We start from the raw sequence: 16,053 nt of genomic DNA, 5'->3' as shown, positions 1-16,053 counted from the left end.
TCGATCAGGAGCAGGTTGTAGAAGCGGCGGAGGTGTCGCCGTTCAGGCCGAGTGCGATATTGACCAGCGCTTCCTGCTGGACCTGGTGACGGCTGGCGAACCCGGTGGCGGGCGACGCGCCGACTTCGCGGCCGGCATAGCAGGGGCGCATGCCCTTCTTGCCGGCCTTGTCGGCCGCTTCTTCGATGAGACGGTCGACGAAGAACCAAGCACCGTTGTTCTTCGGTTCTTCCTGGCACCAGACGATCGTCTCGAGGTTCTTCATCCGCTCCAGGCGGACCGCAAGCGGGTCGCCGGGGAAGGGATAGAGCTGCTCGATCCGGACGATGGAGACGTCTTCGAGACCGGCTTCGTCGCGGCGTTGCATCAGGTCGTAGGCGACCTTGCCCGAACACAGGACGAGGCGCTTCACCTTGTCGTCAGCAATGGTCTTCAGGTCCGACTTGATGCGCATGAAATGCGTATCGCCGAGGAACCCTTCCGCCTCGCTCTTGGCCATCGGGTGGCGCAGCAGCGACTTGGGCGTCATGATGACGAGCGGCTTGCGGAACGGGCGCAGCATCTGGCGGCGAAGCACGTGGAAGTAATTCGCCGGGTCGGTGATGTTGCAGACCTGGATGTTGTCGTTCGCGCACAGCTGCAGAAAGCGTTCGAGACGCGCCGAGCTGTGTTCGGGGCCCTGTCCCTCGTAGCCGTGAGGCAGCAGCAGGACGAGGCCGTTAGCGCGCAGCCACTTCACTTCGCCCGCAGCGATGAACTGGTCGATCATGATCTGCGCACCATTGGCGAAATCGCCGAACTGCGCTTCCCACATGACCAGGCTCTTCGGGTCCGCCATGGCGAAACCGTATTCGAAGCCGAGCACGCCGTATTCGGACAGCGGGCTGTCGTAGACCTCGAACTTGCCGTGGGGCAGGGTGGTGAGAGGGATGTACTTGCGCTCGGTCTTCTGGTCGACCCAGACGGCGTGGCGCTGGCTGAAGGTGCCGCGGCCCGAATCCTGGCCGGACAGGCGCACGCCGAAGCCTTCGGTGACGAGGCTGCCGAAGGCCAATGCCTCGGCGGTGGCCCAGTCGAAGCCGGTGCCGCTGTCGAACATGTCCTTCTTGGCCTTGAGCACGCGCTCCAGCGTCTTGTGGATAGTCACATCCTCGGGGACGGTGGTCAGCGTGCGGCCGAGGCTGTCGAAAAGCTTCTTCTCGATCGCGGTCTCGACGTTGCGGCGCGCGTTTTCGGGATCGGCAGGCTTGTTCATGCCGGCCCAGCGGCCACCGAACCAGTCCGCCTCGTTGGGCTTGTAGTCCTTGGCGGCGGCGAATTCCTCTTCGAGGTGGGCGTCGAACTCCTTGCGCAGCTCGTCGGCATAGCCCTTCGCGATCACGCCCTCTTCCTCGAGGCGCGCAGCGTAGATCTCGCTCACTCGCGGATGCTGGCGGATGGCGTCATACATCAGCGGCTGGGTGAATTTCGGTTCGTCGCCCTCGTTGTGGCCAAAGCGGCGATAGCACCACATGTCGATCACGATGTCGCGGCCGAAGACCTGGCGGTATTCGATGGCCAGCTTGCAGGCGAAGGTCACCGCTTCCGGATCGTCGCCATTGACGTGCAGGATCGGCGCCTGGACACCCTTCGCCACGTCGGAGGGATAGGGGCTGGAGCGCGCGAACTGCGGGCTGGTGGTAAAGCCGATCTGGTTGTTGATGACGAAGTGCAGGCAGCCGCCGGTGTTGTAGCCGCGCACGCCCGAAAAGCCGAGGCACTCCCACACGATACCCTGGCCCGCGAAAGCCGCGTCGCCGTGGAGGAGGACCGGCAGGACCTGTTCGTGCTTCTTGAGGTCGTCGCGGATTGCCTGCTGCGCGCGGGTCTTGCCGAGCACAACCGGGTTCACCGCCTCGAGGTGCGAGGGGTTGGGCACAAGGCTCATGTGCACGTCGATGCCGTCGAATTCGCGGTCGGTGCTGGTGCCGAGATGGTACTTCACGTCGCCCGAACCGCCGACATCGTCGGGGTTGGCGCTGCCGCCAGAGAATTCGTGGAAGATGACCTTGTAAGGCTTGCCCATCACATTCGCGAGGACGTTCAGGCGGCCGCGGTGGGCCATGCCGTAGATGATCTCGCGCACGCCGAGCTGGCCGCCATACTTGATCACCGCTTCCAGCGCCGGGATCATGGATTCGCCGCCGTCGAGGCCGAAGCGCTTGGTGCCGACGTATTTCTTGCCAAGGAACTTCTCGTATTCCTCGCCGCGGATCACCGCCGCGAGGATGGCGCGCTTGCCTTCCTCGGTGAACTGGATCGTGTCTTCCGGCTGCTCGAACTTGTCTTGGAGGAAGCGGCGTTCCTCCGTGTCCGAGATGTGCATGTATTCGAGGCCCACCTTGCCGCAATAGGTTGCGCGCAGGGCGTTGTAGAGGTCGCGAACGGTGACCCATTCGAAGCCGAACACGCCGCCGACGTAGACTTCCTTGTCTTCCTGGCCGGCAAAGCCGTGCCATTCCAGCGTCAGGTCTTCCGGCACTTCGCGGTGGGTGAGGCCGAGGGGGTCGAGGTTGGCCGCCAAATGGCCGCGCACGCGGTAAAGGCGGACCAGCAGCATCGCGCGGATGCTGTCGTCGGCGGCCTGCGCGATCGCTTTGGGATCGTTCGCCTTGCCGGCCTTCTCGGCGGCCTGCGCAACGGCGAGGCGCATCTGCGTCGGGTCGAGCGCGGCGGTCAGGTCCGCGCCGCTGTCGACGACCTCTGCCATCCAGCGCGGATTGCCCCAGCTGGGGCCCGGCTGCGGGGCTTCCTGGTCCCCCAGTTCGGGGAGGAAATCGTGGCTTTCGTTACCCATCGGGCTACCTTTCGCGCCGGATCTTGTGCCGGCTCCTAAACGCCAATGCCTCGGCGGTGCGGAAGGCTCCCGGGGAGGAGAAAACCTTGCCGCGCCGTGCCGTGGATCAGGCGAGTTCCTTCAGCATCGCATCCAGCGTGGTGCCAAGCTCGCTGGGCGAGGGCGACACGCGGATGCCCGCCGCTTCCATTGCGGCGATCTTGTCTTCGGCGCCGCCCTGGCCGCCCGAGACGATCGCGCCTGCATGGCCCATGCGGCGGCCCGGAGGCGCCGTGCGGCCCGCGATGAAGCCGACCATCGGCTTCTTGCGGCCCTTGGCGGCTTCCTGCTTGATGAACTCGGCCGCTTCTTCTTCCGCGCTGCCGCCGATTTCGCCGATCATGATGATCGACTTGGTGTCGTCGTCGTCGAGGAAGAGGTCGAGCACGTCGATAAAGTTGGTGCCGTTGACCGGGTCGCCGCCGATGCCGACCGCAGTGGTCTGGCCGAGGCCGACCATGGTGGTCTGGTGGACGGCTTCGTAGGTCAGCGTGCCCGAGCGCGAGACCACGCCGACGCTGCCCTTCTGGAAGATCGAACCGGGCATGATGCCGATCTTGCATTCGCCGGGCGTCAGCACGCCGGGGCAGTTCGGGCCGATCAGGCGGCTGTTGGACCCACGCAGGGCGGCCTTGACCTTGACCATGTCGAGCACCGGAATGCCTTCGGTGATCGCGACGATCAGTTCCATCTCGGCATCGATCGCTTCGAGGATGGCGTCGGCCGCGAACGGCGGCGGCACGTAGATGCACGATGCGGTCGCGCCGGTTTCGGCCTTGGCTTCGCGCACGGTGTTGAAGTTCGGCAGGCCGATGTGCGAGGTGCCGCCCTTGCCGGGGGTAACGCCCGCGACCATCTGGGTGCCGTAATCCAGTGCCTGCTGCGTGTGGAAGGTGCCGGTGTCACCGGTCATACCCTGGGTGATGACCTTGGTATTCTTGTCGACGAGGATGCTCATAAGTCTCTCTCTTGCGTCTTGAATTCGGGCGTTACTGTTCGTCGGCCATGGACATGGCGGTGATGCGGGTGCTGAGCCCGCCGCTGCGGTTTTCGAAGGACAGGATGGCGATGACGTCCCCGACCACGAAGCCTGCTCCCGACCCGCTGCGGTTGACGGTCAGCTGGTCTGCGAATTTCGCGGCAAGGCGTGCCTCGATCGTCTCGTCGAGCCCGTCGCGCTCGCCCTGCTTGGAATAGCCGTCGACCACGCAAGTCGGCGAACCCATCATGTCCGACGTCACGATGGCAAGGCTGGTGCCGTCATGCTTGTAGCGCGTACCGAACGGGTTCTTGCCCATTTCCTTCCAGCCGGCCTTCGTCATGCTGTCGGCAAGGCTCGCACCTTGCGCGAGGCCGTCGATGCAGGCTTCGGCCGCCATCGCGAACTCGTCGCCGCCTGCGGTTTTCTCGCCCGCAAGCGCAGGTGTCGCGAATGCGAGCGCACACAGGGCGAAAGCCGAAGGGCGGAGCACGCTCACTCGGCGGTTTCCTCGGCGGTGGCGGTGATTTCGAACCGCGCAATCGGCTTGTCACGGTCGCCAGCCGGGTCAACGCGCATGTTCATGCCGTCGCCCAGCGACCAGAAATATGTCGGACCTTCGGCGCGAGTGGGCATGCCGACGATCTGCGACACGCCTTGCGCGGTGGGGCCATAGTCGGACGTGTTGTCCAGCTTGGCGAACACGACGCAGGCTTTGGTCTTCAGCTCTTCCTTGCTGATGATGATGAGCGCTTCGTTCCCGACCTTTTCATAGGCACCGCGCACGACCTGCGCACGGCGACCGGCAGCCTTGCGGTACGGCCTCCAGCCGTGGTCCGAAAGGCTGTCGAGGTCGAGCCACGTCGGCGTGGTGATCTGCTTGCAGGCCTCGATCGCGTCGACGATCTGGAAAGCCGTTGCAGGCTTGTCCTGCGCAGCGGCGGGCGCCGCCGCGGCGAGGGCAAGGAAGGGGAGGAAGCGAAGCGTCTTCATCGTGGTGCGTCCCTGGATGACGGGCGCGCTCAGGCGAGCGCGCCGTCCATGCCCTTGCAGGCTTCGAGCAGTTCCTCGACCGCGTCGGTCGAGACCTTGAGGTTGCTTGCTTCTTCTTCGGACAGTTCGATTTCGACTACTTCCTCGATGCCGTTGCCGCCGATCACGGCCGGGACACCGACATAGAGGCCGTCGAGCCCGTACTTGCCTTCGACATAGGCGGCGCAGGGCAGGATGCGCTTCTGGTCGCCCAGATAGGCTTCGGCCATGGCGATCGCGCTGGTGGCCGGGGCATAATAGGCCGAGCCGGTCTTGAGCAGGCCGACGATCTCGCCGCCGCCCGAACGGGTGCGCTGGACGATTTCGTCGATACGCGCCGGGTCGATGCCCTTGATCTTGGCGAGGTCGTTGACCGGAATGCCGCTGATCGTGGTGTAGCTGGTGACGGGGACCATGGTGTCGCCGTGGCCGCCGAGGACGAAAGCGTTCACGTCCTTGACCGAAACGCCGAATTCCCAGGCGAGGAAAGTGGCGAAGCGCGCGCTGTCGAGGACGCCGGCCATGCCGACGACCTTGTTGTGCGGCAGGCCCGAATATTCGCGCAGCGCCCAGACCATCGCGTCGAGCGGGTTGGTGATGCAGATGACGAAAGCGTCGGGGCAGTTGGCCTTGATGCCTTCGCCGACCGACTTCATCACCTTGAGGTTGATGCCGAGCAGGTCGTCACGGCTCATGCCGGGCTTGCGCGGCACGCCGGCGGTCACGATGACCACGTCTGCACCGGCGATATCGGCATAGTCGTTGGTGCCGGTGATCTTGGCGTCGAAACCTTCGATCGGGCCGCACTGCGACAGGTCGAGCGCCTTGCCCTGCGGCATGCCTTCGGCGATGTCGAACAGGACGATGTCGCCCATTTCCTTCTTCGCGGCGAGATGGGCGAGGGTGCCGCCGATCATGCCGGAACCGATAAGGGCGATCTTCTTGCGACGGGCGCTCTGGGCCATGCGGGGAAATCCTTCCAAACGCGCGGGACGGTCTGCATCGATCCGAATGGCGCGCACGCGTGTCCCGCGACGGTGCGTACGCCCGGAGTTCGAGGGCGGCCTAGGCCTCGGCGGATAGGAATGCAACCGGCAAAAGGTCGCATGGGCAAACTATCTTTGCAACTGGTTCGCAGTAGCAATAAGATGTTTCGGCCGTGCTTCAAGAGGGCAATGGCTGCCCCCTGCGCCGGTTCCGCGCAATCGGTGCTTAAATCGCTGGAAAGCCCGGGACTTCAGCTCGGGCAAAACGTCAGCCGATGAGCGGCTGGTTATCGAGGATCAGCTGCCGCTCGAACGCGCTCGCCTGGCGCTGGTCGAGGGTGCGGAAAATGCCGTTCCAGCGCGCAAAGGCATCGTCGTCCCCGTCGTTATGCGCCCGTTCGGCGAGCTTGCGCGCCTCGCTGACAGCGGCAAGGCCGTGGCGGGCGAAATGCATGAGTGTTTCGCGCAGGGCCTCGTCGAACACGAAGGGCGTTGCCGCCGGGCCTGCATTATCATTCGCCGCCGCGCCGGGTTTCAGGGGTCCCAGCACCCGCGCTACGTGGGAACGCAGGGTGCAGCGCGCGGCGGCGAAATGAACAGGCATCAACACGATCCTTCAGTAAAGCCGCGATCTGTCGTCGCGGTCCGGCTGAGGATTGCTTTAGCGCGCACGCGCTAAGCATCGGTTCCGCAGCATGCTTATGATTGGGTTAAACGGCTATTCCGTAGCCGGCTTGGCTGCACCGGGTTCGCGGATCCAGCGCCCGCTGTTGCGGAATTCGGGCTTCACGTCGCCCGATTGCAGCGGCGCATTGCCGCCGCGCGGCGCCTCGGTCGATGCCCTAGGTTCGGCGACCTGGGGTGCACCCGTTTCCGGCAAGGGCGAGAACAGGTCGGTCGTCCCCGCTCCTGCCGACGCGGGAAGCGGTGAAGCTTCACGCGGGTTGGGCAGGGCGAGCGGTTCGCGCCCGGCATAGGCATTGGTGAAGGCCGCGGCGCGCCCGGCATTGCCTTTCCACCGGTAGAAGCGATGCGCCCCGATCGATCCGATGAGGTCGAGGCTGCTGGCCCAATACGGGTTCACCGCGTGCGTATGGTAATGCGTGGCGAGGCCGATGGGGGCGAATACGTTGCCCGACAATGCCGCCAGCGCGACTGACTGCGCCCGTGCCCAGCCGGCCCGCGAAGGCTGGCGGTTGAGCGAGCCGTCACAGGTGAAGGTGAACTGGCAACCGGTCTTGCGCTCCGATCCCTGGAACACGACGCCACAGATACTGGATGGGTATGCGGGATGCGCCACGCGGTTGAGCACGACCTGCGCCACGGCCTCCTGGCCTGACTGGCTCTCGCTCGCCGCTTCGTAATAGACTGCCATCGACAGGCATTTGAGCGCGCGTGCCTTGTCGATGCCGGTGCCCGCACTCATGAAGGCGCGTGCCGTTGCGCCCGCGCCGAATTTTTCGGTCAGCTTTTCGGCATCCAGCGTGCCTTCGGCCACGCGCAGTTCGTCGATGTCGAACACGGGCTGCGGCGGCTGGTCGAGATAGTAGAAGGCCGACCCGGGAAAGCTTTGCCCGGCGATTTCGAACGGCATCGGCTCTACGTACCGTGCGCTTTCGTCGATGCCCATGGCGATGGCGAAGCCGGGCCAGGCTCCTTGCGCCGCGGCCGTCGGCACTGCCACGGCCAGCGCGAGCACACCGGCGCGCTTGGCAAGCTCGCGACGAGCAGCCGCGCGCGCTTCACGCATGGCGCGCCTGCTCGACCCTTGTTCACCTCTGTCCGGCATGAAGTGCTTCATATCGCAGCTTTGCATAGCGGGGAAAGGTTAATGGCTGTCCCCTTGCCGCACCTGCGAGATGGGTCTAATGAGCGCGCCATTGGTAAGGGTTGTCCGGGAGACCGGACCTAAGAGGGAACGGGGTGCATAGCCCCCGGCTGCCCCCGCAACTGTTACCGGGGAGCGATCCCGCCAGATGCCACTGCTCGAAAGGGTGGGAAGGCGGCGGGAAAGCGGAGATCCGGCGAGCCAGGAGACCTGCCTCTACCAGTCGTTCGGCCGCGGGCGGGGTGTACCGATGGCAAGCGGGGAAGCGGGCAATCCTGCGCGCTCCCGTCATGGGCGGCAGTTCGTTCATGATGGGAGCTATTGTGCATAAATACCTGTTCTTACTTTCCGTATCCGCCATTCCGGTGTCCGCTCACGCGCAATCCGCTAGCGAAGAAGCGCTGGCCGAAATCATCGCGCAGCAGGATGCCGCGCAAGGGCAGCAGCAGACCGCCGAAGGCGCGCCGCAGTCCGAGCAGATCGTCATTGCCGACTACCGCGTTCCGCTGGTCACGGTGACGGCCAACGGGCTCGGCACCAATGTCCAGAATACCGGCCAGGCGGTGACCGTCATCGGCCGTGACGAGATCGAGAGCGTGCAGGGCGCGGACGTGACCCGCGTGCTCCAGCGCACGCCCGGCCTGTCGCTCTCGCGCAATGGCGGCATCGGCGGCTTCACCGGCGTGAACATTCGCGGGGCCAGCGCGGACCAGTTGCTGGTCCTTGTCGACGGCGTGCGCGTGGCCGATCCGGCGGCACCGGGCGGCGGGTTCGACTTCGGCAACCAGCTTTCAGGCATGGCGGGGAAGTTCGACATCCTGCGCGGCTCCAACAGTACGATCTGGGGCAGCGAGGCGATCGGCGGGGTGGTCGATATCTCGACCCGCGCGGAAACCGGCATGGTCGGCACGTTCGAATATGGAGCGCGCGACACCCTGACCGCGAACCTTGCGGCAGGCGTGGACGAGGACTTCGGCTACCTCGGCCTCACCGGATCGTGGCTCAGCACCGACGGCTTTTCCACCGCCGACACAGGCAGCGAAGCCGACGGTTTCGAGCAGTTCGCCATCAGCGGGACGGCTTTCGTGGACCTGACCCACAACCTGTCGCTGTTCAGTCATGTGAACTGGAGCGAAGGCACGCTCGACATCGACGGTTTCCCGCCGCCCGACTACGCCTTTGCCGACACGGCGGAAACGCAGGAGACGCAGCGCCTGTGGGGCGATCTGGGCCTAGCCTATTACGGCAACGACCTGACCTTGCGCGCGGCCTTCAGCCGATCGGAGACGAAGCGCGACAATCTCGACGAGACGGGCGCGCTCACTTTCGGCAGCGAAGGGACGTCCGACCGGATCCAGCTGCGCGGAGAATACCGCCTCATCGGCGGCCTCAGCCTAGCGTTCGGCGGCGAGCGCGAGTGGACCGCCTTCGAAACCAATTTCGACCCGCGTGCCGAAACCGAGATTACCGGCGCCTATGCACAGCTCGGCTGGGTGATGGGCGACTTTGCGATCCATGCCGGAGCGCGGCTCGACGATCACGAGCAGTTCGGCAGCGCGACCAGCTTCGGCGGCGATGTGAGCTACAGCCTCGGCAATAGCTGGCGCGTGCGGGCGAGCATCGGCGAAGGGTTCAAGGCGCCCACGCTCTACCAGCTGCTGTCGTTCTACGGGAATGCGGATCTCGAACCGGAGGAAAGCACCAGCCTTGACCTCGGTATCGAGCATGGCCGGCGCGACAGCGGGCTTCACCTAGCACTGACCGCCTTCCGCCGAGACAGCGACAATCTGATCGGCTTCAACTTCCCTGCCGGTTACGAGAACACCGCCCGTGCGCGCGCACAAGGCATCGAGGCAGAAGCGGGCGTGGACATCACCGGCACGCTGCGCCTGTCCGGTGCCTACGCCTTCGTCGATGCCGAGGACCGCGATACCGGCCTCGACCTTGCGCGCCGGCCCCAGCATTTCGGCACCATCTTCGCCGATTGGGAGAGCGATTTCGGCCTCAGGCTGGGCGCGGACCTGCGCATTTCGGGCGCGAGCTTCGACAATGCCTTCAATACGGTCCGGCTGGACGGATATGAGGTGCTGGACCTTCGCGCCGCCTTCGATATCGGCGAGCACCTGGAGCTCTTCGGGAGGGTGGAGAACGCCTTCGACGCCGACTATCGCACCGTGGCGGGCTACAACACGCCCGGTCGCGGCGGTTTCGTCGGGGTGAGGGCGCGGATGTGAAGCCGCTCCTGCCCGCGCTGGCCCTGGTTCTCGCGTCCTGCGCGGGAGCAGAGGCCCGCGCGCCGCAGGGCGATGCGCGGCCGACCATCGTCAGCCTAAATCCCTGCACCGACGCCATCCTTGCCGAGGTCACGGCACCCGGACAGCTGCTGGCGATCTCGCATTACAGCAAGGACCCCCGCGCCAGTTCGATGGAGCCGCAGGACGCTGCCCGTTACCTCGCGACAGGCGGAACGGTCGAGGAGGTGCTGGCACTCGACCCCGATCTGGTGGTCGCCAGCACTTTCATCGATCCCGCCACCCGCGCCGCGCTGGAAGACCTCGGGCTCGAAGTCGCGACCTTCGGCGCCGCATCGACGGTAGAGGACAGCGCAGAGCAGGTCCGCGAGCTGGCAGAGCTTGCGGGCAATGTCGCCGCCGGCGAGGCGCTGGTGGTAAGGATGGAAGCGGCCTTGCAGGCTGCCGCCACGACGGGCGCTCCGGTAGAAACTGCCCTGTGGCAGCCCGGCGGGATCGTGCCGGGCGAAAGCTCGCTGGTGAGCGACCTGCTGCACCGGACGGGCTTTGCCAGCTACTCGGCAAGTCGCGGCATGGCGCAGGCCGACTACCTTTCGCTGGAGCAGGTGGTTGCCGATCCGCCCGAAGTCCTGCTCGTAGCGGGCGGCGAGACGGGCCAGCGCCACCCGTTGCTCTCGCGCCTCCCGCAAATGCGCCGCGAAGCCTTCGACACGCGCCTCATCTATTGCGGCGGTCCGACTATTGTCCGCGCGGCCGAACGGCTCGCGAATATCCGCAAGGGCGCGCAGTGAACCGCGCTGTCCTGATTTTTGCCGCGCTATTGACGCTTGCAGTGCCGCTGTCGCTGCTGGCGGGTCGCGTCTGGATCGATCCGGCGAGCACGCCCAATGCATGGCTCATCCTTGGAGAACTGCGCCTGCCGCGCGCCGTGCTGGCGGTCGTCGTCGGTGCGGGGCTGGGAGCGGCAGGGGCGGCGATGCAGGGCTATTTGCGCAACCCGCTCGCCGATCCGGGGTTGTTCGGCATTGCGCCAGGCGCGGCGCTGGGCGCAGTGACGGCGCTGTTCTTCGGCTATGCGGCGAGCGCTTGGTTGCTGCCCGTATTCGCGCTGGTCGGGGCAGGCGGAGCGATGGGCCTGCTTGCGCTCATCGCCGGGCGCACGGGTGGGATCGCCCTGTTCACGCTGGCCGGCCTGATGGTCGCCAGCCTTGCAGGCGCGTTGACCGCGCTCGCGATTTCGATGGCCCCCAATGCCTTTGCCATGAGCGAGATCGTCCTGTGGCTGAACGGCGCGCTGACAGACCGCAGCTGGCGCGAGGTGTGGATTGCCGCGCCGCTCGTCGCGCTGGGCGTGGCGTTGTTGTGGCGTGCAGGTGCATCGCTCGATGCCTTGACGCTGGGAGAGCCGGTAGCTCGCTCGCTCGGGGTAGAACCCGCTCGCCTGCTGTGGCTCCTAATCCTCGGCATCGCGCTGACCGTGGGAGCGGGCGTAGCGGTGGCAGGCATCATCGGCTTCGTCGGACTGATCGTGCCGCATCTCGTGCGCCCCTTGACCGACCGCAGGCCATCCCAGCTCATCCTGCCGAGTGCATTTGCAGGCGCGCTGCTGGTGCTGGTCGCCGATAGCGTGGTGCGCGTCCTGCCTTTGGTGACCGAACTGCGCCTCGGCATTGCGCTAAGCCTGCTCGGCGGACCCTTCTTCCTCTGGCTGCTGCTGCGCATGAGGAGGGGCCTGGCGTGAGGCTGGAAGCGAAGGGACTGGTGCTCGGGGGGCGGCTGGCCGGTGTGGATTGCACGCTGGAATCGGGCGCGATCACCGCGATCTGCGGGCCGAACGGGGCGGGCAAGTCCAGCTTGCTTGAAGCGCTTGCGGGGCTGCTCTCGCTGGATGGCGGAACGGTCGAGCTTGATGGCGAGAGCATCGCAACCTTGCCGCCACGCGAACGTGCAATGCGTCTCGGCTATCTTCCACAAGAGCATGAAATCGCGTGGGATGTTCCCGTCCGCCGCTTGGTCGAACTGGGGCGCATGCCGCATGGCGACCGGTTGGCAGGACCGGTCGATGAAGCGCTGGATGCGCTTGATATTACCGGACTGGCGGATCGGCGCGCACAGTCGCTTTCGGGAGGCGAAACGGTCCGTGTACTGCTGGCCCGCGTACTGGCAGGCAAGCCGCGCTGGATCCTTGCCGACGAGCCGCTCGCCGCGCTCGATATCGCGCACCAGCTGGAATTGCTCCGGCACCTGCGCGCCGAGGCCGACAGGGGCACCGGCGTCATACTGGTGCTGCACGACCTCGCCCATGCGATGAACCATGCCGACCGCGTCATCGTGCTGCATGAAGGCCGCATCGCTGCCGATGGCCCGCCGCAGGAAGCACTCTCGCCCGAACGCGTCGCGCAGTGCTGGCGGGTGGCGGTCAAATGGATCGGTGAAGCCGGGGCAAGGGCACTGGTCGCCGCCTGATGCGGCAAGGGCTGAGGTCACGAAAAAGGGGCCGGACCTTCAAGGCCCGACCCCTCTTGCTACCCGTTACGGGATAATCAGTTCACTGACTGGGGCGGCAACGCCCCGTCCGAAACTTCGCTGTCCGCCGCTTCGTCGCCGGCGACAAGGCCGCGGGCTTCGAGCATCGGGGTCACGTCCGGCGCACGGCCCGCGAAGTTCTCGAACATCTTGAAGTAGTCCATCGTACCGCCGCGGCTGAGCACGGTGGCGCGGTAGTGGTCGCCGTTCTCGCGGGTCAGGCCGCCGTTCTCGATGAACCACTTGCGGCTGTCACGGTCGAGCATCTCGGTCCAAAGATAGCTGTAATAGCCCGCGGAATAGCCCGAGGGCGAGCTGAAGATGTGGTTGAAGTAGGTGCTGCGATAGCGCGGCGGCACGAGGTCGATCTCGAGGCCGAGTTCTTCCAGCGACTTGCGTTCGAAGGCGTCGACCTTCTCCGGCGTGTCGATGGCGGCGGCTTCTGCGGGCGACAGAGCGCTCCACTTCATGTCGAGCAGGGCGGCTTCGACGACTTCGCCGAAATCATAGCCCTGGTTGAACTTGGCCGCGGCCTCGATCTTCTCGATCAGCTCGTCGGGGATCGTCTCGCCCGTCTTGTAGTGCTTGGCATAGTTCGAGAGGATCGACGGCCAGGTCGCCCACATTTCGTGGACCTGGCTGGGATATTCCACGAAGTCGCGCGCGGTCGCCGTGCCCGACAGGCTGGCGTAACGCTGGTCGGCGAAGAAGCCGTGCAGCGCGTGGCCGAATTCGTGGAAGGTGGTGTTCACCCAGTCGAAGCTGACCAGCTGCACTTCGCCTTCCGGCGCCTTGGGGATGTTGAGCACGTTGTAGATGACCGGCTTCGTTCCGTAGAGATGGCTCTGGTCGACGAAGTTGCTCATCCACGCACCGCCGCGCTTGGACGCGCGCTGGAACGGGTCGAAGTAGAAGATGCCCAGTTCGCTGCCGTCACGGTCGAACACGGTGTAGGTCCACACGTCCGGGTGATAGACCGGCAGGTCGGTGCGGCGCTGGAAGGTCAGGCCGTAGAGCTTCTCCGCCATGTAGAACACGCCGTCCTCGAGCACCTTGTCGAGCACGAAATATTCCATGACCGCATCTTCATCGAGATCGTACTTCTCGGCCTTGATGCGGTTGGCATAGCGGTACCAGTCCCACGGCTGGACTTCGTAGTCGCCGCCGTCGGCCTTGATGGCCTCGGTGAGAAGCGCGGCTTCGCGGCGCTGGGTCGCGGCGAGGGCGGGGACCATCTGCTCCATGAAGTCGAGCGCGGTCTTGGGCTTTTCGGCCATGCGGTCCCACATCGCGTAGCTAGCCCAGTCGGGCTGGCCGAACAGGGCCGCCTTCTTGGCGCGCAGTTCCGCGATTTCTGCGATCAGCATGCGTGTGTCGACAGTCATGCGGCCGTCGGCGCGGTGGTAGCTCGCCTTGAACAGCTTCTCGCGGGCGGCGCGGTTGGCCATGCTCGGCAGGAGCGGCTGCTGCGTGGTGTTCTGGAGGGCGATGGCGAACTTGCCCGGCTGGCCCTTTTCGGCAGCGAGGTCGGCGGCGGCCTTGATGTCGCTGTCCGACAGGCCGGCAAGGTCGTCGCGGCTGTCGAAAAAGACCGGCTGGTCGCTCATCGCGGCGCGGGCGGCCTGGCCGAATTCGGTGGTCAGCGTGGACAGCTGCGAGTTGAGCGTCTTGACCTCTTCGCGCTGGGCGTCGGTCAGCAGCGCGCCGGCCTGGACCATGCCTTCATAGGTGCTATCCAGCAGCTTGGCGTCTTCCGGGGTCATCGTCATCGCGGCGCGGTTGTCGTAGACCGCCTTCACGCGGGCGAAGAGCACCGGGTCGAGCGTGATGGCATCGCCGTGCGCGGTCAGCTTGGGGCTGATCTCGGTGTTGATCGCGTCGAGCTTGTCGGTGGTGTTCGAACCGGTCAGCGCGAAGAACACGGTGGCGACGCGCGTCAGCATCTTGCCCGAGGTTTCGAGCGCGACGATCGTGTTCTCGAAAGTCGGTGCTTCAGGATTGCTCTTGATCTTCTCGATTTCCGCGGCGTGAATCTTCATCGCGGTTTCGAAGGCGGGGATGTAGGCATCCTCGCTGAACTTGGTGAAGTCGGGCGCGCGGAACGGCAGCGTGCTGTCGTTGGCGAAATAGCTGACCTGCCATTCGACCGGCGGAAGCTCTTGGGCCATCGCCGCCTGGGGCTGGGTCGTGAGAATTGCAGCGAGCGCTGCGCTGGCCAGGATCTGGGCCTTCATGGTCTCTCCAATACTGTGCGAAACGCGGGGGCTATGGGATGGTGCACCCGCAATATGGTTTCGTTTGCGACAATGGCGCATGAACAGGAATTGCAGCCGATGTGCAAGGTTCCAGCGGCAAATGTGCGATGGGGATCTGCGAAACCCATCTAGGAGAGGATTTGGCTAGTCGAGGATTTGGCCGCGTCCCTTGTCCGCCTGCCGCCGAGCCGCTTCGGCCGCTTCGCCCAGCGCCTGCCGGTTGACCGTCACTACGCGTGGCCGCCCGCCGGTGGCATCGACCACCAGCCAGAGCGATCCGAGTTCGAAGAAGGCGCCCTGGTCTTTCTCCACGGTCATCTGCGACAGGTCGAGGTTCTGCAGCAAGGCAATCATGCGTGCATCGAACACCTCGTCGAACAGCGTGTCGATCTCGTCCCCGGTCAACTCGCGGCGGTCTCCCTTGGCGTCGATATAGAGCAGGGGAATGCCCACCTCGCGCAGCAGCCGTTCCTTGTCGCCGCTGCGGGCGGCATCGCGCAGGGCAGCGATGGCCGCTTCGAATTGGCTGGCACTGGTACCGGTGGCGCAGGAGATCGCACCGCCTTTCACGGTGTCGTGCTTCCGGTCGAACTCGACATCGGGCGCGTCCTGTTCCGACCACACCAGCAGCAGGCAATTCTGGCCCGGATCGGGGCTTTCGGCGACCTCGGGTTCGGGAAGCTGGGGCGATTGCTGCGGCTCGCCTTCCGCTACCTCGGCAGGCGAGCAGGCGAGCAGCAGCGCTACGGGCAGGAGGGCGAGGGGCAGGGACTTCATGCCGTGGCTGGATAGCGGATGACAGGCGTGTAAATCGACCCTTCTTCGTGCAGTTCGCTTTCGAACAGAACGAATTCCTGCACGGTCCATGGCGCCAATGCCAATTTCCCATGCTGCGCAAGCCACGGGGCCACCGGGCCGCTCGCCGTGTTTAGGCGGGCGAGAGTCACGTGAGGGGTGAATTTCCTGTGCTCGGCCTCGATGCCGACCGATTGGCACACCCGCTCGACGCGGCGTTGCAGCCGGCCAAGCGGCTCGTTCTTCTCCACTCCGGCCCAGAGGGTGCGCGGAATACCTTTTCGTTCGAAAATCCCGGTACCTGCGATGCGAAGCTCGAACGGTTCGAAACATATAGTGCCAAGGGCCTCGGCCAAATCGTCGGCCCGGTGGGTCTCGGTCTCGCCGATGTATCGCAGGGTCAGGTGAAGCTGGTCGTCATCCTGCCAGCGGGCACTGTCCACCCCGTCCATCGTATCGAGAAGGGCATCGCGAAGGGTCTGCGGCGGGCGCAGGGCAATGAACAGGCGGTGGCTCATGACAGGG

Annotated in this window: 14 protein-coding genes and 1 riboswitch; of the genes, 4 read left to right on the top strand and 10 right to left on the bottom strand. The window is 65.4% G+C overall.

The annotated features are described in order from the left end of the window. Positions 1-4: 4 nt before the first annotated feature. The 7 genes from GRI42_RS05290 to GRI42_RS05260 all read right to left on the bottom strand — a co-directional run bounded on the left by GRI42_RS05290 (position 5) and on the right by GRI42_RS05260 (position 7,622). Positions 5-2,836, bottom strand: coding sequence for a 2-oxoglutarate dehydrogenase E1 component (locus GRI42_RS05290; protein ID WP_160607293.1), 2,832 nt, complete (start codon positions 2,834-2,836; stop codon positions 5-7). Positions 2,837-2,942: 106 nt separating this feature from the next. Continuing rightward, positions 2,943-3,833 (bottom strand): succinate--CoA ligase subunit alpha, encoded by an 891-nt coding sequence (gene sucD / locus GRI42_RS05285; RefSeq protein WP_160607292.1) that lies wholly within the window; start codon positions 3,831-3,833, stop codon positions 2,943-2,945. Between the two features lie 31 nt (positions 3,834-3,864). Continuing rightward, a complete protein-coding gene (locus tag GRI42_RS05280; protein ID WP_160607291.1) occupies positions 3,865-4,353 on the bottom strand; it encodes a hypothetical protein in 489 nt (162 codons plus the stop codon). After that, positions 4,350-4,847 (bottom strand): hypothetical protein, encoded by a 498-nt coding sequence (locus GRI42_RS05275; protein WP_160607290.1) that lies wholly within the window; start codon positions 4,845-4,847, stop codon positions 4,350-4,352. The genes GRI42_RS05280 and GRI42_RS05275 overlap by 4 nt, the downstream gene beginning before the upstream one ends. Positions 4,848-4,876: 29 nt before the next feature. Next, positions 4,877-5,851, bottom strand: a complete 975-nt coding sequence (gene mdh / locus GRI42_RS05270) for a malate dehydrogenase (protein ID WP_160607289.1) — start codon at positions 5,849-5,851, stop codon at positions 4,877-4,879. A 289-nt stretch (positions 5,852-6,140) separates the two neighbouring features. Then, positions 6,141-6,476 carry a hypothetical protein gene (locus tag GRI42_RS05265; protein WP_160607288.1) on the bottom strand — a complete coding sequence of 112 codons (336 nt, stop codon included), beginning with the start codon at positions 6,474-6,476 and terminating at the stop codon, positions 6,141-6,143. A 114-nt stretch (positions 6,477-6,590) separates the two neighbouring features. Continuing rightward, complete coding sequence (locus tag GRI42_RS05260) at positions 6,591-7,622, bottom strand: cell wall hydrolase (protein ID WP_234033853.1); 1,032 nt, start codon at positions 7,620-7,622, stop codon at positions 6,591-6,593. Between the two features lie 120 nt (positions 7,623-7,742). Further along, positions 7,743-7,932: riboswitch (cobalamin riboswitch) on the top strand. A gap of 76 nt (positions 7,933-8,008) precedes the next feature. Between GRI42_RS05260 and GRI42_RS05255 the strand changes: the two genes are divergently transcribed. From GRI42_RS05255 to GRI42_RS05240, 4 genes are read left to right on the top strand one after another with little or no spacing between them, the layout of a single operon-like run. Further along, complete coding sequence (locus GRI42_RS05255; protein ID WP_234033851.1) at positions 8,009-9,934, top strand: TonB-dependent receptor plug domain-containing protein; 1,926 nt, start codon at positions 8,009-8,011, stop codon at positions 9,932-9,934. Next, entirely contained in the window at positions 9,931-10,743 is an 813-nt protein-coding gene (locus GRI42_RS05250; RefSeq protein WP_160607287.1) for an ABC transporter substrate-binding protein, read from the top strand. The genes GRI42_RS05255 and GRI42_RS05250 overlap by 4 nt, the downstream gene beginning before the upstream one ends. Next, positions 10,740-11,693, top strand: coding sequence for a FecCD family ABC transporter permease (locus GRI42_RS05245; RefSeq protein WP_160607286.1), 954 nt, complete (start codon positions 10,740-10,742; stop codon positions 11,691-11,693). Before GRI42_RS05250 ends, GRI42_RS05245 begins: the two co-directional genes overlap by 4 nt. Beyond that, the gene (locus tag GRI42_RS05240) at positions 11,690-12,418 is read left to right on the top strand and encodes an ABC transporter ATP-binding protein (protein ID WP_160607285.1); all 729 of its coding nucleotides are present in this window, start codon (positions 11,690-11,692) and stop codon (positions 12,416-12,418) included. Before GRI42_RS05245 ends, GRI42_RS05240 begins: the two co-directional genes overlap by 4 nt. Positions 12,419-12,495: 77 nt before the next feature. Here GRI42_RS05240 and GRI42_RS05235 read toward each other — a convergent pair whose 3' ends face one another. The 3 genes from GRI42_RS05235 to thpR form a co-directional block, all read right to left on the bottom strand. Then, positions 12,496-14,712: a M3 family metallopeptidase gene (locus GRI42_RS05235; protein ID WP_160607284.1), complete on the bottom strand. Its 2,217-nt coding sequence runs from the start codon at positions 14,710-14,712 to the stop codon at positions 12,496-12,498. A 165-nt stretch (positions 14,713-14,877) separates the two neighbouring features. Further along, positions 14,878-15,510, bottom strand: a complete 633-nt coding sequence (locus GRI42_RS05230; RefSeq protein WP_160607283.1) for a hypothetical protein — start codon at positions 15,508-15,510, stop codon at positions 14,878-14,880. Continuing rightward, entirely contained in the window at positions 15,507-16,046 is a 540-nt protein-coding gene (gene thpR, locus GRI42_RS05225) for an RNA 2',3'-cyclic phosphodiesterase (protein WP_160607282.1), read from the bottom strand. Before thpR ends, GRI42_RS05230 begins: the two co-directional genes overlap by 4 nt. Positions 16,047-16,053: the final 7 nt, after the last annotated feature.

The sequence above is a fragment of the Qipengyuania gaetbuli genome, from assembly GCF_009827315.1.
GTDB classification, from domain to species: Bacteria; Pseudomonadota; Alphaproteobacteria; order Sphingomonadales; family Sphingomonadaceae; genus Qipengyuania; species Qipengyuania gaetbuli.
This window is presented reverse-complemented; position numbering and strand designations above follow the sequence as displayed.